This window comes from Pectobacterium carotovorum, from assembly GCF_900129615.1.
Lineage (GTDB): Bacteria > Pseudomonadota > Gammaproteobacteria > Enterobacterales > Enterobacteriaceae > Pectobacterium > Pectobacterium carotovorum.
Genome location: NZ_FQWI01000006.1, coordinates 238,790 through 262,458 on the forward strand (window position 1 = coordinate 238,790; position 23,669 = coordinate 262,458).

The window sequence follows — 23,669 nt, forward strand, 5'->3', positions numbered from 1 at the left end:
CCTTATTGTACGTAGGGTTTTAATACGGTGAATGTAACCAATGCCATACCCGGTCCCATGTACTGCTGGCTTTGCACCACACTTCCGTTAGCTGGATCCAGCCAGTAGCTATTGGTATAAGATTCATTCAAAGTGGGAACGGTCACCTGTTCATCGAAGCGCAACAACTCACGCGAGGTATCCAGAATCTTTACGCTTTCTTTGCCGCGGGCCTGAAAAACAGACGTAGTAGTGTAACCACCACGGAAAACCTGCGACCACTCAACCCGGCTCTGCCATGTCATTGGCGTCGATGTTTTCAATAGGCCTAACGCCAGGGGATCGTGTTGCAGGTTATCCACATAGGTAATGTCTTCGCCGAAACCCTGCGTTTTCACCAAGCGCCCATGTTGGGTCGATACCATATTTTTATCGGCCCCGATCCATTTCAACTGATTCTGCTCGGCAAAAGCGAGTACAACAAACGCCTGTGGCGCTTTACCCACTTTCAGATAGGCCGATGCATAGGGCGTATTGGCAACCTGTGTAGTTGTCACATGGGTGTTATCCTGACCAAAAAACGCCAGTTTGAAGGTTTTCCCCACTTGATCCACATTTTGGGAACAGCCAGTCAGCACAACCGATAAAAGGGGGATGGCAATCAGCGCTCTCGCCTTTGCCATTCGTTTCATTTTTGTCATGAAATGCAGTTCTCGTTGAACAGCGCAGCCTGGAAAAAGAAAGGCCACCGAAGTGGCCTTGGAGTTGAAACGAAATTAACCAGCAGTACCAGTCGTTGCCGTCGTTGTCCCCGCAGGAGTGCTGTTATCGTTGCTGGAAACAGCAACTGCAACAGCAACACCGATCGCCGCAGCAGCACCGACAGCAATCAGAGCAGTAGTACCAGCAGCAAAGCCAGCACCACCAGCACCAGCGGCACCAGCAGCGGCAGCGCTGGTGGTCGTGGTGGTAGAGGTACCCGCAGCAGTGCTGCTAGAGACGCCATCAACAGCAAACGCGTTTGACGACATGGCCAGTACCGCAGCCAGCGTGATTAACGTTTTCTTCATTACGATTTCCTTTTTAACATGAAGTACTTCAGGGTGGGGTACCGTCGAAAAGACCATACCCCGACCTTCATTTCAGCCAGCACAACAGCAAACCGATTGAGTTTTGCGTCGTTACTGACCGTTACTGGGATCCTCCCAGTAATGAGTTACAGTTCAATGGCGATAAAACTATCAATGAGGAAATAACCCCTCTATGAGATAAAACCACCTCTGACAAACAACACCAGAAAGCAAAACTACAACTCAATTTTTGCAACACCGTTAAAAATAGCAAGATCCCGATGTAATAAACAGCAATGATCTCGGTAAAAAAGCAGATTCCTTTAAGGAAATTTACAGTATTCCAGAAAAAAAGTCATAGATATCCTAACGATATCGATCCACTGATTCAGAAATATAAAAAACGCCAGATATTTCCTAATCTGGCGTTTTATTAACAAACGGTGCTATCTAAGCATAAGAAACGGCTATTCCAGCCACTCGGTATGGAATACGCCTTCTTTATCTGTACGCTTATAAGTATGCGCACCGAAATAGTCACGCTGAGCCTGAATCAGGTTAGCAGGCAACACGGCTGAACGGTAGCTGTCGTAATAAGCAATGGCCGCTGAGAAGGTTGGCGTCGGGATACCTTGCTGAACCGCATAAGATACCACATCGCGCAGCGCTTGCTGGTATTCGTCAGCCACTTTCTTGAAGTAAGGGGCCAACAGCAGGTTAGCGATATCTGCCTTCTGCTCGTACGCATCGGTAATTTTCTGCAGGAACTGTGCACGAATGATGCAGCCAGCGCGGAAAATCTTGGCGATTTCACCGTAGTTCAGATCCCAGTTGTTCTCGTCGGATGCCGCTTTCAGCTGTGAGAAGCCCTGAGCATAAGAAACGATTTTACCCAGATACAGCGCACGGCGCACTTTCTCAACAAACTCGGCTTTATCGCCACCGAATGCCTGAGCCGTTGGGCCAGTCAGCACTTTAGAGGCAGCAACACGCTGATCTTTTAGTGAAGACAGGTAACGAGCAAAAACGGATTCCGTAATCAGAGACAGCGGTTCACCCAGATCCAGAGAGCTTTGGCTGGTCCATTTACCGGTACCTTTATTAGCCGCTTCATCCAGAATTACGTCAACCAGATAGTTGCCTTCTTCATCTTTCTTCCTGAAGATATCGGCAGTGATCTCAATCAGATAACTGCTTAATTCGCCTTTGTTCCATTCAGAGAACGTCGCGGCAAGCTCGTCATTGCTCAGATTCAGCGCCTGCTTGAGCAATGCATAAGCTTCAGCAATAAGCTGCATGTCGCCGTATTCAATGCCGTTATGCACCATCTTGACATAGTGGCCTGCGCCATCAGCACCAATGTAGGTCACACAGGCTTCGCCATCAGCACGCGCGGCAATCTGTTCAAGAATCGGCGCAACCAGCTCATACGCTTCTTTCTGGCCGCCAGGCATGATGGAAGGCCCTTTCAGCGCGCCTTCTTCCCCACCGGATACACCTGTACCGATGAAGTTAAACCCTTCAGCGGACAGTTCGCGGTTACGGCGAATCGTATCTTTATAGAAGGTGTTACCGCCATCGATCAGAATATCGCCCTTTTCCAGGTAAGGTTTCAGCGATTCAATCGTTTTATCGGTTGCTTCACCGGCCTTCACCATCAGCAGAATACGGCGGGGTTTTTCCAGGGATTCGACAAACTCTTCAACGGTGTAAGAAGGCACCAGTTTTTTACCCGGATTTTCCGCGATAACTTCATCGGTTTTATCGGAAGAACGGTTAAAGATGGAAACGCTATAGCCACGGCTCTCAATGTTCAGCGCCAGATTGCGCCCCATCACCGCCATACCGACAACGCCAATTTGCTGTTTGGACATTAAAGCAACTCCTGTCTGAAGGATAACCTGCCTGCAACGGCGACAACGACTCGCGTTGCGACCTCGCAAGCAATTTAAAAACAGGCCGACATGGTAACTCAGCTTTGCGTGAGTGGGTAGTGATTGGTTTGATAGCGAAAGCTCACCCAATCGGAACGTATGGTGGGAAAAAGAAAAAACCGCAGAACGATTCAACGATCTGCGGTTTTACAGCAAGTTATCACTCAATATTACTTTTTCAGCAGCGCCTTAATACTTTCTTTAAATTCGGCACCAAACTCAGGGTTGCGTAACCCATAAGACACAAATGCCTGCGCGTAACCCAATTTACGACCACAGTTAAAGTTCTTGCCTGACATTTGCACAGCATCCACCTGCTGAGTCGCGATCATATCGGCAATCACATCCGTTAACTGAATGCGTCCCCATGCACCAGGGACCGCTTTTTCCAGCAGTGGCCAGGCATCGGCAGTTAACACATAACGCCCTACTGCAGATAGATCAGACCCCGTATCAGATGGTGCCTCAGGCTTTTCAATCATAGACGTAATCGCTGCGGCATCGCCGGGGTTCACCAGCGGTTTGTCGCAATCGACGACAGAATACTCAGGCAACACCTCATAAGGACGATGTTTCACCAGCACCTGGCTACGCCCCGTTTCTTCAAAGCGAGAAATCAGCAGCGCCAGGTTTTCCTTTGTCTGATCGGCCGTGCTTTCATCCAGCACCACATCGGGCAACACCACCACAAACGGACTATCGCCAATGATTGGGCGAGCGCAGGAGACCGCATGCCCTAACCCCAGCGTTTCCCCCTGACGAACGTTCATAATCGTCACGCCTTTCGGGCAGATTGACTGTACTTCGGCCAGCAGTTGACGCTTGGCACGTTCTTCCAGCAGAGATTCAAGCTCAAACGAGGTATCGAAGTGGTTTTCAATCGCATTTTTCGACGCATGCGTTACCAGAACAATTTCTTTAATCCCCGCCCTCACACACTCGTTGACGATTTTCTCAATCACCGGGCGGTCAACCAATGGCAACATTTCTTTAGGAATGGCCTTGGTCACTGGTAACAAATTCATCCCTAAACCTGCTACAGGGATAATAGCTTTCAATGATGTCATGGATTGACTCTCTTGCTGAATTATGATTTATCAAACGTTCCGCCACAGAGTAATAGAACAAGCGGAGGCTATGCCTTAAGATTACACCTAATATTGCAGAAAGCGAATATGAATAATTTAACCATTATCAAAAAATTAATTGATAAATATCATACCATTCAGTTATACAAAGACTCATATTCTTTAATCATTTTAGACAACGCGAATTTTGAAAAAACCTTCTCTTTTGCATTTAATCCATGCTGAATTCTTAGATCAGGATTATTCGCATATATCTGGATTTTTCTCGCTAAAGATTCATAGTCTTTTGGATCAACAAGGAGGCCAGTTTCACCATCATCGATAACCTCTGGAATGCCTTCCACATTGGTAGCAATACTTGGAATACCAAATACAGCAGCCTCCCCCAGCACCAAGCCAAATGCCTCATAAATGGATGGTAAGCAAAACACATCGATGTTTTTATAAAAACTGTCTTTATCAGATATCCAATTTTTGAAAATTACAACATCATTCAGATTGTGCTCATCAACAAAATCTATACACTCTTGCCTTAACTCACCATCACCAGCCATGGTTAAGAGAATATTTTCTCGTGTAAACAACGAATTTTCCAATCCAAAGACTAAAGCCCTTAACAACGTCAGAGGGTCTTTTTGTCGATCAAGCCTGCTCATAAAACCAATTCTTAACGGTTGGTTCTCTATTATATTAGATGATGAACCACTATTTAATTTAGGCGAAAGCGTAACAGCATTATAAATACATAATTTATTTTTAATAAACGGATAGTACTTTAAATAATGTTGGTTAACGCTGACAAGAACATCGGAAAAAAAACTAAACAAACATTCGGTAACGTAATAAAAAATCCTTTTCCCTGGACTTTCGAATTTATGATACGCAATACCATGAACAGAATGAATAATCCGACGACATCCTGCTAATTTAGCCGCGATTCGAGCAACGATACCTGGTTTAGTTGAGTTAGTGTGTATAATATCAAACTTATGCTCTTTAAATACTTTAAATAGCTCATAAGTAGCTTTGATATCTGAAGTGCAAATTTCTCTTTTTAGTGAGGGAACAAAAATAATTTTTATCCCTTTACTTTCGAAAATATTAATAAACTCAGGGGTAGCATTGTATCCACCGCCAAAGATAATATATTTATCATAACGACCTGATATATTCGATAATATATCAAGACTAACCTGCTGAACACCGGAAAGTTTTGGTATAACCTGAACATGCACAATTTTTTTCATATACAACACACATTTATTTTTTCTGTTGCAATGGACCAAAATTTCCTTTTAAACCATCACGAATGCCAAGAAATCCATATTTGAGATATGTCCCTTTATCATCAGAGCTGGCAATAGAAATCATAAATCTTAGGAAATTAAAGACAGCTTCTCTCAATTTATAACCAAGAGGTACATAGCTCAATCTCATCAAATAGAAGCTATTCCTAATCAAGTAGTACCTTCTGATTGGATTATGAACAGATACACTTCTCCCCATGATGGACATTCTTTTATCTCCAATACTGTGTGCCATCTTTGCATTTGGAGAAATAAAAACCTTATATCCTAAATTTTTCGCACGAAGACACCATTCGATATCAATATAATCGATAAATAAATCTTCCTTCATACCACCGATATCTTCAATGACTGACATATTAATAAGGCAACCAGAGGCAATAATAAACGTAGCCTCGGTGATTTCATTTATATCAACTCTCTTAATGAAAGGGCCACAGTATACGGTTGCGGGATAAGGCTCCAGCGAGACCGAATCAAAAAAACTGGGGCCGACTGCGGCAACTTTTTCACCTAGAGAAAGTAACAGAACTTCTGTACTCACAAGGGAATCAATGAAACCAGGAGAAATATGACTATCTTGGTCAAAAAGAATCACATGAGTCGCTTTTTTTTCTCTGGCTTGTTCAATACCTATGTTTTGAGCAGCGGACAACCCTTTATTGGAAGACAAAGTGATGAACTCGACCTTGTCCTTATAATGATCCATTATCATGCAATGAAGATCATCTGCATTTGATGAAGCATTATCGACAATAATAATATTATTTAGCTGACTCAATAATGATTGCAGTGATTCTTTTAAATCATGAACAAAGGGATTATAAGTCACCAAAACAGCTACAACATTTGCATCCATTTTCACACACCATCACTTTTGTTTTTTAATTCTCTCGCTTTGGTTGCAAGAAAACATCCTGCAAAAACAGAGAAGGAGAATGAGAGAAGTACGGGATTAGAGTAAGACGCAATATAGAATCCATAAATTGCATAGGCCTCTGCGAATTTTCCTTTTTTAACAAATGATGTCAGCATGAAGAAAAGCGCTATTGTATAAATAAAATAACCAAGAAAACCATACTTCCTTATTAGTTCTAACTGACTTATTTCAATATTATCAGTAAGTTTTTCGAACCCTATAGAATATACTTCTGAACCAGGCCCCATACCAATGATTAAGTTATCCAGGCTCATGGTATTAAAAATTGAAATCAGGTGTCCCTCTCTTATATGGAAACCACTGCCATCCATCACATAATCCATACCCACCTGGAGATACATAACTAAACAAGCGATAAGAAAGAATGCACTTTGGAATATAAATATACTCGTAATGTATTTTCTTATATATAAAATCCATCCCATTGCTCCCAACAGGATAAACGCGATAGAAGTTGAGAACCCAAATCGAGATAAGCACATCAGCAAAATGAAGCAAAAAACAAAAGCAGATTTCTTAAATCCTTGGAAGTATGAATAGATGGTAATTAATACGAGTACCAGCGTCGCCTGAAAGTAGACTTGCGGGTATCCATCTGGACGTATATAGAACCAACCGGGAAGTTCATAATTCTGGATAATTGATACAGATGACTCACCAAGTAAATATAAGGAAAAGAATGTAATCAAGATGACAACAGAGAATATCCATCCAGTGTAAACGACACCTTTAACGAGGTTTTCCGAGCTAAAACTTATAAAGAAGAAATAAAAAACTGGCACAGAAACGACAGGCAATATCCATATATAAGCGGCACTTGCATCAATCCCATTCACCGCGGCAGATATAAAACCAATGATAGAAAAAAACAATAAAAACAAAACAGATATGAAGAAATAAATATCTATTTTTTTTCTTTTAAAAAAGAAATTCCAGGTCCCTACACAAAAAACAATACCAAGCGAAAGCATCCTGATACCGATCGGACCACCAGAATCAATAATAAAGGAAAAAAGAATGAATGAAATAAAAAGAGCTGCCATCATTATGCCTCAAAATGCCAACAAAACATTCTATTATTTAATAATTTAGCGCAGCACATCGCTTAACCATTTATCTAAAGAATAATTTGATTTTGTTTTATCGTCCAAGTCGTCATAAAAAGAACTTAGGAACTCACTACTAATACAAGGATCATCGATATCAATTACACATACGTTTTTTGGGTTATAAAAATCATAATTAATGATATCTCTTCCAGTAGTAATTATCTTTTTATCCAATCCAATAGATTCGATAGATCTCATGGTAAGTCCCATTTGATCAGGATGAGGAAGATCGAGAACAATAGAAGAACGATTATTTATAGATATAACATTCTTATAATCTAACTGTTTTACGTGCACATCCTTAGATTGCCCCTTTAACCATAATTTAATCCAAGTGATTAGATTTGTTGTCATATAGACATACATCGACAAACCTTCGCTTGCCGCTTTTTGTTGTATTTTTCTTACACCTGATAATCTTGATGAGTGCAGAAGACCAATAAAAACAAGATCAAAATCGGTTTTTTCTTTCTTTACATTATCAACATTGCGAAAAAATAAAGGACGGAACTCAACTCCCGGATAATCAAGAGCATCTTTTCTATCAAAAGAAAGAACTCTATCAAAAATTGGCAATCTCTCTAATACGGAAGGAAATCTTTTCAAAGAGTCCCACTCATAAAGGATAAGTTCACTCTTAGGCGATACTTCTCTTAAAGATTTAATAAAGCCAAAACTGCAATCCACTGCTTTTATAAAAAGGATTTGATCGTAGTTTCCTGTCTTAGCAAGGTTTACTATATGCTCTTCATGCTTTTTCTGAAAGAAACGCCGCAGAAATGTAATCCTTGAAAGGATCCCCCCCCACGGTCTCTTCCGTAATAATGCAGGGCGGTCAGTGCAAGAAGTCACTATCCCTCCTCGCTTTTCTATTCTATCCGCGATAGACGCTTCATAATCATAGAACCCGATACCAATAAAAAGTATTTTCCGCCCTGCAAAACTCATTTATATAGACCCTTAGCTTTCATTTCCTGGATACTAGCTTCGTAACTGTCAGTCTGCGTTTCTTGAGTCAATACCCAGTCAGTGAATGCTTTGATACCTTCTTCAAAGCTAACCTTAGGTTCGAAACCGAGGACTTCTTTAATTTTCGTCAAATCAGCAATATTATGGCGAATGTCACCTACGCGAAAATTACCCGTTGTTCTTACATTAACATTAGAGCCATATGCATTAACTAGCGTAGTTGCTACAGTTGTGACATCCGTTGATACACCCGCACCAACATTAAAAACTTGTCCCGCAGCTGCAGAGTTCTCAATACCAGCGATAGTCGCTCTAACTACGTCGTCAATATAGACAAAATCACGACTTTCTTGCCCATCTTCAAAAATAAGAATATCGTTGTTATTACGAATACGCGTAGAGAAAATAGATAGGATGCCAGTGTAGGGATTAGACAATGATTGCCCTGGACCATATACATTCTGATAACGAAACGCAACCGCTGAAATATTTAAAGCTTGCCCTGCGGACAAAACTAATTGTTCCTGAGTCTGTTTGGTAATACCATAAATAGAAGAAGGGTGGATTTTACTTTCTTCATGCGTAGCCATCATGGTGACATTTTTAGCACATTTAGGGCATTTAACTTCAAAGTCACTTTCTTCCATCTGCGCTGCATGGCGAGAACCTGGATATACTTCGCCACAATTCTCACAAGAATAACGGCCTTCTCCGTAAATAGCTCGAGAAGATGCAACGACCAACCGCGACACATTATGTGGTTCATTAGCCAGCAGATCCAACAAGATCCCTGTACCACCTACGTTGACATCAATGTATTGTTGAATTTGATACATTGACTGGCCAGTACCCGTTTCGGCGGCTAAGTGCACGACACAATCTTGACCTTTGAGTGCCCTTCTCCAATCTTCTTTTGAACGAACGTCACCTTGAATAAAATTAACTTTTCCTTCAATGCTCTTGTAAAGTGGAGATTCGTCGCTATGAATCTGTGGAGACAGGTTATCCAGTACAGTGACATTCCACCCTTTATCGATTAAAGCAAGCGATAAGTTGGAACCAATAAATCCCGCGCCACCAGAGATCAGAACATTGCGATTTGACATAGCTAATTCACTCCTTATTTTTATCAACAGCACACCATGAGTTTGTCATGGGATCGTACCTTTTAATGATTTTTGCTGGAATGCCAGCAATTACACATCCCGCGGGAAAATGTCCTTTCACAACAGCATTTGCACCCACAATGCAGTGTTCACCTAATGTCGTGCCGGCAAGAATACGCGCACCAGCACCAATAAAACAGGATGAGGAGATGATTATAGGACTATGGGTAAGAGGTTGTTCTAAAACATTAACACCAAACTGCCGATAATCATGTTCAGAGTCATTGATCATCACATTAAGAGATATTGTGACATTATCACCAATGCATAATTTACCAGCAGCAATAATATGACAATACTGCTGCAAACTGACATTACTCCCAATTTTTATCAGGGGTGAGAAAGTTTTATCACCATAGCTATTTATAGTTTCAATACGTGAACCTGGAAAAATAAGGACATTGTGACCTAAAGAAATATTTTCCGGCGTCCAAAAAAGAGGCTTGAATACATTAGTTCTATTACCACAGGATCTTAACCGTGGTGCATAAAAAATACGAGTGTAGATGCGATTGATTATAAATGTAAGAAACTGCTGCTTTCGTGAAAGAGGCATCGTCCAAAAAGACTTTGCTTTCTTTAAAATCCCAATCACTTTTCTACCTCTTTATTTCTTTCAAGAAGTTGCTGTGTCTTAATTTCTTCATTGTATTTGTTAATATTGAAGCCACATATAAACGCAAGTCTTTCTTCTACTTGTCTCCAAAATAAATCTGTTTTCATATTTTGACTAAAGATTGCTATTTTCTCTGATAAACTGGTAACACTGTCAAAACCATCATCCAACACGTCAATGCTTCCATCTGAGTCTTTGTCCAGATAACGTAAACTTACACAGTTACTCATATAGCTATCATAATATGCAGTGCTGTTGTAAGAAATTGTCATATCATACTCTCCATTTTTAAGCAGAGACTTAATAGTTCCTTCTTTGCATAGAGAGAAGCCGTGTTCTTCAAAGACACGATGATAATCAGACTCCTTCAGAGAAGGGTGCATCTTCACATCAATATTGATGTTTTTATTTAATTTCTTGACTGAAGATACAATATTCAAAATATGAATATTATTTTCATGAAACATGTATCGAGATAACAAGAGCAAAATAGTGAATTTTTCTTTTACTTCACGCTTCTTTAGGCTTTCAAATGTACCAGGATAACCAGCCACAATAAGCTTTTCCGCTGGCACACCATATTCAACAAACTGTTCTCGAGTATACTCTCCCCAGCATAATAACTTATTGGCGATTATATTTTCGTAACAAATTGCATCAATGGTTTTATCTTTAAAGAGAAAATACAAGCCATGTTGAAGCGTGTATGTTGGAATAGATCTTTTTTGAAAGAAAATATCTATGACAGATTCATTAATATGAGAACTACAAAATGACACGTAAGCACCGGGTAACGCACTCTCGTTCCTTTCAATTTCATCAATATAATTCATTATATAGGTATAAGAAACAGCAAGCATTAACTTATCTTTTAACGCTATACCCTGTCCTTCTAAAAATACATGAACCAGCGCCTTTAAAATATTTAGAACATTAATTTTTACAATACGGCCGTTATCATTTAGATCAACAAGATTACCGGGTGTTTGCTCGCGCACATAATCCAGAAGAGCGTAATAATCTTTTCTTTTATAATCTCCCATGGAATAAAGTACGTCATTTTTTCCAATCTCTGGGAAAACTATTTTTCGCGAAAAGAAAAAGCCAAATAAACCTTTTAACCTAAATTTTTTAATGCCGAAAGCAATAGAGGCAATATCAACAGAGAGAATTTTTCCTACTGGATATCCCTTATAGTTGAAATTTATTTTTTCTTTATAATCCAGATATTTTTGGAATTTTTCCTGCACGACAAACTTCCCCTTGAGTTGATAATAGCCACTCGTTAATGCTGATTATTTTTTTTCAAAATCATATAAGACTTGTATGCTCTTAAAATAAAAACAGCCAATTCTGAAGAAAAAGTTAATAAAGCTATATACAGAGCCGTGACATGTCCAATGCTATAGAGTATTGCTAACCCAACAGAGTATAAAGAAGCACCAATCATGAGGGTCTGATTTGCTATCTTATGGAATCCTAAACTACCTAATAAAGGAAACCCCAGGAAAGATGATGGAATAACAAATAGACATGTGATCATAAATATCTTAACAAGAATGACAGCAGAGCCAAATCCCTCACCGACATACCAGTAAATAACTTCATCCACCCATCCCCATAATAAAGCACAGGTAATAATAGCCACACTTAAAATTGCACTGGTGGTAATAAATAGAAAGCGAACCTCTTTTCTAAGAACCATGAAAGGATAAAAAGCCTGGGTTACAGCAGCAATTGCCATTTGTCCTAATTTATAAAATTGATCCGCAACTGCATAGACAGCAGCCTCGCTAGTACCAGCAACACGCGACACAATAAAAACGGATGCCTGAGTATACATTGCAACCATCATACGTGGTGCATAGAATCCCATCGCATTTTTCAATATATTCCTGATGTCGTTACGGCTGCACGGAGAAAATGTATATCCTTTAAATTTACTGTAAAACAAAGAAAATAGCATACATGCAACAGCAGAAAGGCTAAATGCGTAAGTTACAATAGAGAAATCTTCTGATGTTTTTACAAAAAAGTATACTATCCCTAACATCATGATCTTGGTAATAATTGTTACCATCGTGATCACTTTCAACGCTTCAATTCCAGAAAAAAGCCAGTTGGGTTGTAACGATGTTGCGACCAAGAATAGCCAAAATGGGATTGCGTAACTTATAAGATGATTAGGAGGTGATATAGCAAGGAAAATAAAAAAGCTTATTAATAAAAGTGGTAACTTTATGATAAATGATGCAGAGAGCAACTTACCAACATGAGAAGTATTATCTCTATTTTCAGAAACTTCTTTTATGAGATAAAATGCCATTCCCAGATCGACAACAACAAAAGCAAAACCAGAGAGAGAAACACCTGATACATAAAGCCCGTATTCATCCTTGCTCAATCGATTAATTAATAATGGCGTGAGTACCACTCCGACTACAATTGAGCTTGCCTGAGTGATTATTGTTGCAATAATATTAAAAAAAAGATTAAGCTTAGGATGAATTTTACTCATAAATTAATATTATCTTTATAGTTTACTAGAATGAAATTTTTATAATTAAAAATGATATGCATCAATTATTCGAAGAGCATTATTCAGACATAATTTTTAATATTTTTTCAACGTCCTCAGGCGTATCAATTGCCAAGCTATCGCCTTTGACATTGACCATATTTACGTCATACCCTAACTCAAGAAAACGTAAAATTTCGATATCTTCTTCATTTTCAAATGAAGTCTTTTCTTCACAAGCAGAAAATTCTTCCAACGCATGAACAGGAAAACCATAGATGCAAATCTGTTTCCATGATTTATTAAATACTCCTGTTTTGTTAGCTGGAATAGCCGCACGGCTCATATACATCAATCGTCCATCTTTACGAAACACAACCTTAGGTATCGTGCGACTTTCATACTCAGATGCATCAATAATAGGTGCCATACCGTTCACGATATTTCCAGGATTACGGATGCATTCATCAATGATGGTTTTAATGTCATTCGGATTAATGATCGGTTCATCACCTTGCACATTAATAACGAAGTCAAGACCACCAATTTTTTCACACGCTTCGTAAACTCGGTCTGTCCCCGTTTTACAATCGCTGCTGGTCATGATGACATTTTCAGTAAACGTTAAGCAAAAATCAAAAATACGCTCATCATCCGTCGCGATATAAATTTTATTTTTTTCAACCGCTTCGCAACAGCGAAGCCACACGCGCTTAATCATAGGAATCCCATGTAAATCAATCAGTGGTTTTCCTGGTAGGCGGGTTGATTTATATCTTGCTGGAATCACGACAGCATAATTCATAGATCACCTATAAGAGTAAATTAGAAAAATTCTTTACTTCATTTCCTTTAAAAAACGCAGAATCTCTCACTAAATCAGGAGCCGTCGAGAGTTCAGAAAGGAAAATAAAATCTATTTTATTTTTTTCAGCGGCAACTAAGTCACCTAAAGCATCACCGAACATTAGTGCTTTTTTGTAACCTCGCTCGAGAATCTTTTTGACATTATTAGTCTTTGATTCAGGAGAGCCATATATTTCAGAAAAATAAATATCTAGCCCTCGCTCAGAGAAAACATTCCTTAGCTCATCCTCATCTGAACCGCTGGCTACAAATTTATCTATTTTTACTTGCTTAATAAACTCAATAAATCCGGTATTTATCTCCGCCTCTTTATACAGAAGAGTACAATATCCCGCATATTTATTAAGTATATCATCATATTCATCCTGATAATTTTCCGGCTTACATTGGATGATATTTTTGAGGAAATGCTCTACATGAAGATATCTCGAGCGCCCAAAATTTTTAGAGAAGTAATCTAGACACGACTGAACATATTGCACTGGGTATTGGCCCAGTGCATTTTCCATTGCATTCAATTTCAGTTGATTTGAATCTAGAATGACGCCATCACAATCAAAGATAAATACATCATAGTCAGATGAAAGGTGCATAAACAGAACCTTCTTTCACCGGATAGGAGGTAGGTGTTAGAGAGAGAATTTCTTTTTTCTGTTTAAATTCATTAATCTTAATAATCAGATCAACCATTTCTTGCTGACGGTTATCACCTTTCTCAAAACCATCAAATCCAACTAATTTGATTGAAGAGGCATTACCAACAAAAGCCGCGGCAATGGCATAACCGACCGTCAGTTCTGAAGGAATAGTACAACGAGTGTCAGCGATGTCATAAACATCTTCCTCAATACGCAATCCATAATCAAAAACTTTTATTTCTGGATTGAGATAAGACAACTCGTCTTTATTGAATCGATGTTTCGGCAGAATAATCGGCTTCGTCAAAGCCTTATATTTACTTCTCTCAGCCAAGAACTTTGCATTATGAGATATAATATAATAATCAACGTATTCTACAGGAACGTTTTTATTTACGTTAATGGATAATACAATTGGGTTGTGTTCTGAAATGTAACCTAAAATGCCATTTTTATATTTTAGGACACTCTCACCACCGCCAATAATCAGAACCTCACGATTATCAAAACGTCCAATTAACTCGTTGCTACCATCCTCTTCAATATCGATTTGATCGTTCAATTTCAAAGCTTGTTCAAGCACTTTTCCATTATATGAAGAAGCTTTGGCATTACTTAAATATTCAATAGCGCCAACTATTTCATCCGGCCCATAACGCTCATCAGACAATAAGTTCTGTACATAAGTTGGATGGACGTCATTCTGAGCACCAATGAAATACAAAAAGTTGCTACCCCATCCGTATTCTTTCTGCATCTTATCAAAGTAGCGAACGACCAGATCGTAGATAGGGGAAGCCTGGTAAGGCGATTCCGTTTTGCTCAATACTGCTAATAAATTTTCGGTTTGAGCATTACCGGCACCACGTCCCATACCCGTGACGGTCACATCTAGCCACGTCACACCGGATTCATAGGCTGCCAGAGTATTATCTAGCGCTTTCGCCATATTGTTGTGTGTATGGATGCCTAGTTCACCTTTCCAATGCGTCCGCAGGGCTTTTATTATTCTGTTAACTTCCTTCGTATCCATATTTCCCAGAGAATCTGCGAAATACAGAGCATCGACACAGTCCCATTCAACCGCTTGACGGGCTTTATCTGCGATGATGTCATCCGCTTTCCCCCCCGATTGCATTAAATTATAGCCTACAATGTAGCCTTTATTTTTCAATGCTTTAACAATGGGTTCGGAGTGTTCAACTTCATGAAAGTGAGCAGCAACACGCACTAAACTCAATTTACTTTCTGATTTTTCGACAAAGAGTTTATCGACCGCCTCTTCAACGGACATACCCGAAGAGAGTATAGTTTTAGCATCGATCATCACCCCATATACTGGTCCTTCCGGTAAGGTGAGACGATTAATCAAGCTCTCAGTCGTGTAAGCGAAAGGGCCTAAAAATCCTTCTTGCGGAAAATTTCTCAAACCTAATTCAACATAATCAATTTTGGCTGCGGCAACAGCCTCAAGATAGGCATTAACTACATCAAAGTTAAAGTCCCATTTGTTATAATAACCGCCATCACGTAACGTACAGTCAAGAATCTTCATTCCGATTACCTCTTTAGATGAGTGTTGTCTGATATCTAATCGCTATCTAAAAACTAAAAGACATCAGCTTCCGAGAATTTCTTAGCATTCTTATCTTTTTCAGACAAAATAGGCTCTACGCTCATTGGCCATTCAATACCAATCATCTCATCATTCCACAAAATCCCACGATCGCTTTGTGGAGCGTAGTAATTCGTCGTTTTATAAAGAAATTCAGCGGTTTTACTTAACGTAACAAAACCATGGGCAAATCCTGCTGGAATCCAAAATTGACGCTTATTTTCAGCAGAAAGATAAACACCTACCCACTGCCCAAAAGTAGGTGATGATTTTCGGATATCGACTGCAACATCGAAAACTTCACCTTCAACACATCTGACAAGTTTACCTTGTGCATGTGGTGCTAATTGATAATGCAAACCTCTTAAAACACCTTGAGACGATTTAGAGTGGTTATCTTGTACAAAATCAACTGAATAGCCTACTGCTTCTTCAAATTTTTTCTTATTAAAACTTTCGAAGAAAAAACCGCGTTCGTCACCAAAAACTGCTGGCTCAATAATTTTCAGATCGGTGATTTTTGTATCAATAATATTCATGACTTATCACTTAATTATATAAATGGACATTTTCCAAAGCATTAATCCAATTACTTGGTTTAATACCAAAAACGTGGTTTATTTTTTCACAACTAAGTTTTGAATAGCTAGGTCGCTGTGCTGGGGTAGGATAATCTTGCGTAGTCAATTGAGATAATACAGGTTTATTATTTAAAATTTTCTTTTCAATTGCTAAGTCAAAAATTTTATCTGCGAATCCAAACCAGCTGATATAAGGCATTCCACTAAAATGAAAAATACCCCAGGCATTAAAATCAGGAGACTGTGTTTTTTCAGCTATAAGGATTAATGCGTCAGCGATATCGCCCGCATAGGTCGGTCCGCCAAACTGATCAGCAACAATACCTAATGACTCACGCTCTTTTCCAAGCCTTAGCATGGTTTTGACAAAATTATTTCCATCCTCACCAAATACCCAAGCAGTTCTTAATATAATATGGCGCTGACATGCGGCAGCAACAGATAACTCACCTTCGAGTTTACTTTTTCCGTATACACTTTTAGGGTCAACAGAATCTGACTCAACATAAGGAACATCGCTTTCGCCATTAAATACATAATCAGTAGAAATGTGTAGTATCGTAGAATCAATACTGTGTGCAGCTTCAGCCAAATATAATGGACCATCGCGATTAATCTTGTACGACAGTTCAACTTCCTGTTCTGCTCTATCTACGGCAGTATGCGCTGCAGCATTAATGATCACATCAGGCTTAAACTCTGTAACGGTTTTAAAAACTGCGTCTCGATTTGTTATATCTAATACATCGCGATCAATAGCCAAAATGTCAGCATTGCCAGTTAAGCGCTCGACCAAGCGGGTCCCCACTTGCCCGTGTGCACCTGTAATTAATATTTTCATTTTGGCTCTCAAGAAATAATAGGTTTAAGCAAAGATATCAGATAATTTCCGTAATCATTTTTGAGCATAGGTTCAGCGCGTTTGACCAATTCTTCAGCACTTAACCATCCTTTTCTCCAGGCAATCTCTTCCAGACAAGCAATTTTGAGTCCCTGGACATGTTCGATCGTTTCAACAAAGGAAGATGCCTCATGTAGGCTTTCATGCGTACCAGAATCAAGCCACGCAAAACCGCGCCCTAATAATTCTACATTAAGGCTGCCATCATCCAGATACATTTGATTCACAGCAGTAATTTCAAGCTCACCACGGCTAGATGGTTTAACCGCTTTTGCAAAATCAATTACGCGATTATCGTAGAAATAAAGTCCAGTAACTGCCCAGTCTGATTTTGGATTTTTGGGCTTTTCTTCGATAGAAATCACTTTATTGCTACTATCAAATTCTACAACACCGAAACGTTCTGGATCTTTCACACGATAACCAAACACAGTAGCACCACTACCGTGACTAGCAGCCTGAGCAAGGGTGCGAGAAAATGACTGCCCATAGAAAATATTATCGCCAAGGACTAAACAACATGTGTCATTACCGATAAAAGATTCGCCAATAATGAAAGCCTGTGCTAATCCATCTGGACTCGGTTGAACTGCATATTCAATATTGATGCCGTATTTTGAACCATCACCTAACAGGCGAATAAAAGAACTGCTATCTTCTGGCGTTGTAATAATTAATACATCACGGATGTTAGCAAGCATTAGTGTCGACAGCGGGTAATAAATCATTGGTTTGTCATAAACAGGTAAAAGCTGTTTTGAAACACCAAGCGTAATAGGATAAAGACGCGTACCTGAACCACCGGCTAAAATAATACCTTTCACTAGTTATCTCCTGAATATAAGCATCTACGAGAGCTGAATTATTCAACGCTCTTACTGCCATATTTCATTATTTACTATTCTATGAAAAATTAATCACTATCAGAAATAAAATATAAAGTCTGCCTTCCTAAGAAAAAGCATTAATATTAAAAAAATAAACTTAATATTAAGAAAATCAACATTTAAGAAAATGCTGCATATACTTATCACAGGAGGGAAATTGAGAGTAAACATAGTGATTAAAAAAATAAAATTATTTCTATAGCGCCTGCTAAATATCTTAGCAGGCGCTATATAACTGCATTACTTTTCCGACTTATACTCATAAGCATAGTAATTATAGTTACCATAACCATAATAACTGGCTGCTCGCTTAACTATAGCGTTGAGAATTACCCCTTTGATTTCGGCACCATTCTGTTCAAAACGACGGATACTGACCTCAATTTCTTTTAGCGTGTTAACTTCGAAACGAGCAACCAGTAGAGACGTTCCCGCGTGACGGCTTATGATCGCTGCATCCGTCACAGCCAAAATTGGCGGCGTATCCAAGAGGACTAAATCATAATTTTCGCTTGCCCATTTAATAAACTCACTAAAGCGGATATGCATTAATAACTCAGATGGATTAGGCGGTATTTGTCCGCGAGAAATGAAGTCCATATTCTCGATTGCCGTCTTGCGGATACTTTTTTCGATTGGCATTTGTCCAGATAAAATATCTGAAAGCCCGTCATTTCCTTGGCATCCCATCAGTTCATGTGCATAACCTTTGCGCATATCACAGTCAACAATGAGCACACGTTGTCCTGCTTGTGCGACTACAGCACCGAGGTTTGCACTAACAAACGTTTTACCAATTGCCGGACTGGCACCAGAAATCATCAATACATTGTTTTTCGCTTCCATCATTGCGAAATGGAGGCTGGTACGCAAACTCCTAATCGCTTCAATCGCTAAATCAGCAGGATTACCGACTGCGAGCAACTCTGTAGAACGCGTATTACCTTTCTTACCACGACTGAGCAATGCACGATCTTTTTTCTGTTGCCATTCGGAAAGCGGGACACTTGCATATACATTAATACCAAGCTCTTCCAACTGTTCCGGGCTTTCAATACCTTTATGAAGCAAGGTTTTTATAGCAACAAACGCCACAGAAACAACCCCACCCAGAATAAAACTTAACAGGATTAAAAGTGTTTTTCGTGGTTTGACTGGTTTAGGCTGAGTAACCGCAGTATCAATAATTCGCACATAACCCACCGTACTGGCTTTATTGATGCTTAACTCTTGTTGTTTATTCAACAGTTGCATATATACGTCTTGCCCAGCCTGGACATCACGAGTCAACCGTAGAATTTCTTGTTGCGTTTTAGGCATTGAACCAATTCGACGATTTAACTTATCTCTTTCTTGTTCAAGAGTGACGCGTTTTTCCAACAATGCCTTGTAAGCCGGATGTTCTCTGGTATATAGCTTTGATATTTCTGCTTCTTTAAATGTTAATTCATTAAGTTGAGATTCGACAGATACCGTTGTATCAAGAACTGCTTTTGCTTCTAAAGATAGATCTACTGAATCATTTTGCTGACGAAATTTATTAAGTTTATTCTCAGCTTCATTTAAAGACTCGCGAACGCTAGGCAATTGCTCTTCCAGAAACGCCAAGCTTTTTCCTGCTTCCTCAGACTTTCTTTCGACGTTCTGCTTAAAATAATTTTGACTAATACTATTCAAAATTTTATTCGTCGTCGCAGGATCTTCTCCCTCTAAACTTAACTGAAGAACCCCTGTGCTTTTACCTTTATCTTCAACGGAAAAATTCCCTAAAAGATTATTAATTGCTGACAAATCACTCTGTTTTCTAATCAAAAAAACAGTACCAGCAGGAGCTTTAATATCGCTGACTAAAAGAGAAATACCATTGTTGCTCTCAAGGCGCCCTACGCTACCAGAGAAATTTACGGTTTCACTACTTACTTCGTAGGTATCATCGCTTAGAATAGTTAATTCAAAACTCTCATCTAACCAAGACGCAGGGACTTCCAATCTGGAAATAGCAATCTTCCCAGGTTCTTGTTCAAAAATACGGGCGAGTCCTTTTCCAACTATAGGAAAATATTTTTGCTGAACAACGGTATCTAACGATAAATCTTTGATCGTCTTACCAATCACCATACGAGATTTGATCAATTCTATTTCTGCTGCAGATTGTGGTTTTGCTTCCGGTAGCATGCTAGAAAGATCATTGAGGAGACTATTTCCCGAACTTTGCTCAACTTGAATCAAAGCGTCAGCTTTGTAAATGGGAGTTTTCAGTGTGACATACATTATTCCGATAATTGTAAACAATGCCGTGACACCAATAATCAACCAGCGATTGTCTAACAACGTTCCTAACAAACGCCCTAAATCAATTTCATCCGAACTCGTTTCGGATGCCTTACCTGAAATTTTCTCTGCCATGAGTTCCTAACCTAGTTAACGGCTTAGTGCATGCGCCCATTTTTGAGCGGACAGTTCAAGTTGCGAATAGACAAACTCAAATGCTTCGCGGCTCTTACGATAGGGATCGGCAATTTCCTGCTGATTCAGCCAGTGACCAAATAGCATAGTTTTACCTCGCACCTCTGGCGCGATACGGCTTACTCCGTCAATGTGACCTTTCTCCATAACCAGAATCAGATCGTACTGGCGACATAAAGCAGAGGTTAACTGTTGCGCCTTATGCCCTTCAAGAGAAAGATGGTGATCACTTGCCACCTCGGTTGCCATTCCATCAGCAGGCTTACCTACCAAGGCACCTAACCCTGCAGAAGCAACTTTTTTCATTGGCAAAGCCTGTTTCAACAGCCGTTCTCCGGTTGGAGAACGGCAAATATTACCCACACACACCACCAAAATTGAATCAAACATAATGATCTCTACGGCCAGTTACGAACACGCAACGTCCCTTCGGTTAACTCGTTAAAGCCAGAAATGGTCGGGACCAATTGGCCGATAACACGGTTCCAGCGGACGATCGGTGCAGTAGTCACGTAGACAATGTCATACGGCTGTAGCTGGAACTCGGTCCCCATCACCATTGCCGTGGCATCTTTGGCATTAAGTTGGTAGATGTCTGCCAGTTTTGGACCTTGCATGCCGCGTAACGAACGGATAACAAAAATGCCCGTGGCATCAGAAAAGGTTTGATCCATCCCTTCAGCATTACCCAGTGCTTCCGTCAGCGTCATGCCGCTGCGATCCATTTTGAGAGTACTTTGTTTTTTGACTTCCCCCATCACAAATACTTTTAGATCGTCATTTCGGGGAATGTAGAGGATATCACCAGGATAAAGCAGATGGTTTTGTGACAGGTCGCCATTTTGCATCAGCGCCTGAAGAGAAAGTCGTTGCTCTTTGCCATTGTGGGTCAACACAATATTACGCCAGTCGGCATTTTCTGTCAGCCCACCTGCTTTGTTGATGGCATCCAACACCGTCAGGGGTACGTTGGTGATTGGTTGTTGCCCAGACGTCGCTACTTCACCCGTCACGTAGGCTTTCTGTGAGCGGAAGGCAGCAATGCTGACATCAACTTGTGGCGACTCTATATATTGCGCTAAGCGTCCCATTATTTGATCGCGTACTTCAGTGACCGTTTTACCCGCAACACTAACCTTGCCTATGTATGGATAAAAAATCGTACCATCGGAATGTACCCAGTTACCGGTATCAGCTGCGGTACGGTAGGTCCCTGCTGGTGTTGTCAATTCAGGGTGATCCCACACCGTCACCATGATGACATCACCAATACCGATGCGGTATTCATAACCCTGTAATTCTTTCTCCAAGGCAGGATTAGTCTGCGCTATCAGTGGTTTAGGTCGCATTTTCTCGACTAAATAAGGCGTCATCGGGTAAACATTGACGAGCTTATCGATATTGAAATCCGCATCCTGCTGCTCGACTACATTTTTACCACTAGTAGAAAGGTGGGAACCAGGAACCAGGGTACAACCGCTAAGTAGTGCTACCGATACCATCAACGGCATCAATTTTCGTTTGTGCTTTATCATCCTGTCTATGCCATCGCTCTTGATTGAATATTGCGCAAATCCCTACAAAACAGCCCATCATTATAGAGAATAAATTATTAGATTAACCTCTGGTCTACGGTATAAAACACTAGCAATTTATCGTTTCAACGGGGTAGTACCATTTTTATCGACGCTAGTTACACCGGAGCGCGGGTCTCGGGTTGTTCTACGAAACCATGTCAACACACGCCATATCCGACTGATCATCCAGAAATAACCGCAGAAGGCCATGAGGAATATACTAAACATAATAGACTCAGCGGCACCAATACGCTCACCTAAAATGCCTATAGCGGAAAATAACATCGACGCAAGAAGAATAACGACCAGTGCCTGATGCGGCGTTAGGCCTGCACGCATTAATATATGGTGCAAATGTTCTCGATCGGGCTTAAACGGACTGTCACCACGCCGAATACGGCGAACCATAATCGTCACCATATCCATAAGTGGAATGGCGATAAACCAAAGTGCAGTAACTGGACGAATAACCGCACTTTCCCCCTGTGTCGCCAAAATCAGTAGCCATATCACTGTAAAGCCGATCAGCGTACTGCCTGCGTCACCCATGAATACCTTGAATTTTCGCCCCCACAACATGCCTAAATTAAGGAGGATGTAAGGCAATGTTGCGACCAACAGACAAGCGCTCCATAGCGCTAATTCATGATGGCCACCAACGTAGAACACAATAGCAAGCGCGCCAAACGTCACGCAGGATAGCGCTCCCAGTAAGCCATCAATGCCGTCAACCATATTGAAGGCATTGATAGCTCCCCATACCGCAAATAATGTCACCGTGTAACCAAAGATACCGAGGAAAAGTTCATACCCGAAGAGAACGCGTCCTAATGTCTCCAAGTACAACCCTGCATACATCATTAACCCAGCTACAGCGGCTTGTAATCCGACACGAGGTAATACAGGAAGATCAAAACGATCATCCAGTACACCGACCACCAGAAGTACGGTGGCACAAATCATATACAGAGAGAAATCAGGTAACCATTCTGGTTGCAATACATACAAAACCCATAGCGCGAGATAGATAGATACCCCACCAACAAGAGGAATATGTCCCTGGTGCTTTTTACGTACATTCGGTTTATCGACTAAACCAACACGAATTGCCGCTTTTCTTGCTAAGAAAAGTGCGACAAAAGCGCTTAGAAAGATCACTATGAGTTCTTGCATTTTTACACCATCGTTAACCGTTGTATGTTTATGCGTCGGGCACGCTACCGCCCTTGGCTTGTAGCTACCAACGCACTATCAAAGTACGGCCCCTGTCCTGTGGTTTAAATTTTAAAGCGCTAAGTTACGTATTTATTATGATTTTTATTGTACAGACAGAGTATACCGTCAACCGGATACCCTTATGACAACTGATACATTAGGTAAACCACATCCTCGATGTGAGGGATCTGACTTAGCCAAAAGAACTAACATAGTATTGACCACT

General features: G+C 40.2%; 22 protein-coding genes. All 22 read right to left on the minus strand.

The window, feature by feature from the left end:
• Positions 1-2: 2 nt before the first annotated feature.
• Complete coding sequence (locus BUB06_RS14115; protein ID WP_039473761.1) at positions 3-680, minus strand: YjbF family lipoprotein; 678 nt, start codon at positions 678-680, stop codon at positions 3-5.
• Between the two features lie 75 nt (positions 681-755).
• Positions 756-1,049, minus strand: a complete 294-nt coding sequence (locus BUB06_RS14120; RefSeq protein WP_039473763.1) for a hypothetical protein — start codon at positions 1,047-1,049, stop codon at positions 756-758.
• Between the two features lie 467 nt (positions 1,050-1,516).
• On the minus strand, positions 1,517-2,923 hold the full coding sequence (gene gndA, locus BUB06_RS14125) for an NADP-dependent phosphogluconate dehydrogenase (protein ID WP_039473766.1): 1,407 nt from the start codon (positions 2,921-2,923) through the stop codon (positions 1,517-1,519).
• Between the two features lie 230 nt (positions 2,924-3,153).
• Positions 3,154-4,050 (minus strand): sugar phosphate nucleotidyltransferase, encoded by an 897-nt coding sequence (locus tag BUB06_RS14130; protein ID WP_039473768.1) that lies wholly within the window; start codon positions 4,048-4,050, stop codon positions 3,154-3,156.
• A gap of 158 nt (positions 4,051-4,208) precedes the next feature.
• Entirely contained in the window at positions 4,209-5,318 is a 1,110-nt protein-coding gene (locus BUB06_RS14135; RefSeq protein ID WP_039473912.1) for a glycosyltransferase family 4 protein, read from the minus strand.
• 13 nt (positions 5,319-5,331) lie between these two features.
• Positions 5,332-6,237 (minus strand): glycosyltransferase family 2 protein, encoded by a 906-nt coding sequence (locus BUB06_RS14140; protein ID WP_039473771.1) that lies wholly within the window; start codon positions 6,235-6,237, stop codon positions 5,332-5,334.
• A 2-nt stretch (positions 6,238-6,239) separates the two neighbouring features.
• Positions 6,240-7,364: a hypothetical protein gene (locus BUB06_RS14145; RefSeq protein WP_139294545.1), complete on the minus strand. Its 1,125-nt coding sequence runs from the start codon at positions 7,362-7,364 to the stop codon at positions 6,240-6,242.
• Between the two features lie 42 nt (positions 7,365-7,406).
• Positions 7,407-8,375 carry a WaaS/CpsH family glycosyltransferase gene (locus BUB06_RS14150; RefSeq protein WP_039473775.1) on the minus strand — a complete coding sequence of 323 codons (969 nt, stop codon included), beginning with the start codon at positions 8,373-8,375 and terminating at the stop codon, positions 7,407-7,409.
• The gene (locus BUB06_RS14155; RefSeq protein WP_039473778.1) at positions 8,372-9,502 is read right to left on the minus strand and encodes an NAD-dependent epimerase/dehydratase family protein; all 1,131 of its coding nucleotides are present in this window, start codon (positions 9,500-9,502) and stop codon (positions 8,372-8,374) included. The genes BUB06_RS14150 and BUB06_RS14155 overlap by 4 nt, the downstream gene beginning before the upstream one ends.
• A 7-nt stretch (positions 9,503-9,509) precedes the next feature.
• Positions 9,510-10,157, minus strand: coding sequence for an acyltransferase (locus BUB06_RS14160; RefSeq protein WP_080726794.1), 648 nt, complete (start codon positions 10,155-10,157; stop codon positions 9,510-9,512).
• Positions 10,154-11,428, minus strand: a complete 1,275-nt coding sequence (locus BUB06_RS14165) for a hypothetical protein (RefSeq protein ID WP_039473781.1) — start codon at positions 11,426-11,428, stop codon at positions 10,154-10,156. The genes BUB06_RS14160 and BUB06_RS14165 overlap by 4 nt, the downstream gene beginning before the upstream one ends.
• A gap of 35 nt (positions 11,429-11,463) precedes the next feature.
• Positions 11,464-12,696, minus strand: coding sequence for an oligosaccharide flippase family protein (locus BUB06_RS14170; RefSeq protein WP_039473783.1), 1,233 nt, complete (start codon positions 12,694-12,696; stop codon positions 11,464-11,466).
• Between the two features lie 79 nt (positions 12,697-12,775).
• A complete protein-coding gene (locus BUB06_RS14175) occupies positions 12,776-13,501 on the minus strand; it encodes a 3-deoxy-manno-octulosonate cytidylyltransferase (RefSeq protein ID WP_039473786.1) in 726 nt (241 codons plus the stop codon).
• A gap of 7 nt (positions 13,502-13,508) precedes the next feature.
• Positions 13,509-14,156 carry an HAD family hydrolase gene (locus tag BUB06_RS14180; protein ID WP_039473789.1) on the minus strand — a complete coding sequence of 216 codons (648 nt, stop codon included), beginning with the start codon at positions 14,154-14,156 and terminating at the stop codon, positions 13,509-13,511.
• Positions 14,140-15,756, minus strand: a complete 1,617-nt coding sequence (locus tag BUB06_RS14185) for an aldolase catalytic domain-containing protein (protein ID WP_039473791.1) — start codon at positions 15,754-15,756, stop codon at positions 14,140-14,142. Before BUB06_RS14185 ends, BUB06_RS14180 begins: the two co-directional genes overlap by 17 nt.
• 53 nt (positions 15,757-15,809) lie before the next feature.
• A complete protein-coding gene (rfbC, locus tag BUB06_RS14190) occupies positions 15,810-16,355 on the minus strand; it encodes a dTDP-4-dehydrorhamnose 3,5-epimerase (protein ID WP_039473795.1) in 546 nt (181 codons plus the stop codon).
• 10 nt (positions 16,356-16,365) lie between these two features.
• On the minus strand, positions 16,366-17,238 hold the full coding sequence (rfbD, locus tag BUB06_RS14195) for a dTDP-4-dehydrorhamnose reductase (RefSeq protein WP_039473798.1): 873 nt from the start codon (positions 17,236-17,238) through the stop codon (positions 16,366-16,368).
• A gap of 8 nt (positions 17,239-17,246) precedes the next feature.
• Positions 17,247-18,122, minus strand: coding sequence for a glucose-1-phosphate thymidylyltransferase RfbA (rfbA, locus tag BUB06_RS14200; RefSeq protein WP_039473800.1), 876 nt, complete (start codon positions 18,120-18,122; stop codon positions 17,247-17,249).
• 303 nt (positions 18,123-18,425) lie between these two features.
• Positions 18,426-20,591: a tyrosine-protein kinase Wzc gene (wzc, locus tag BUB06_RS14205; protein WP_039473802.1), complete on the minus strand. Its 2,166-nt coding sequence runs from the start codon at positions 20,589-20,591 to the stop codon at positions 18,426-18,428.
• 15 nt (positions 20,592-20,606) lie between these two features.
• Positions 20,607-21,041, minus strand: a complete 435-nt coding sequence (locus BUB06_RS14210; protein WP_039473805.1) for an arsenate reductase/protein-tyrosine-phosphatase family protein — start codon at positions 21,039-21,041, stop codon at positions 20,607-20,609.
• Between the two features lie 8 nt (positions 21,042-21,049).
• Positions 21,050-22,186, minus strand: coding sequence for a polysaccharide export protein (locus BUB06_RS14215; protein ID WP_039473807.1), 1,137 nt, complete (start codon positions 22,184-22,186; stop codon positions 21,050-21,052).
• Between the two features lie 117 nt (positions 22,187-22,303).
• Positions 22,304-23,401 (minus strand): UDP-N-acetylglucosamine--undecaprenyl-phosphate N-acetylglucosaminephosphotransferase, encoded by a 1,098-nt coding sequence (wecA, locus tag BUB06_RS14220; protein ID WP_048329221.1) that lies wholly within the window; start codon positions 23,399-23,401, stop codon positions 22,304-22,306.
• Positions 23,402-23,669 lie beyond the last annotated feature (268 nt).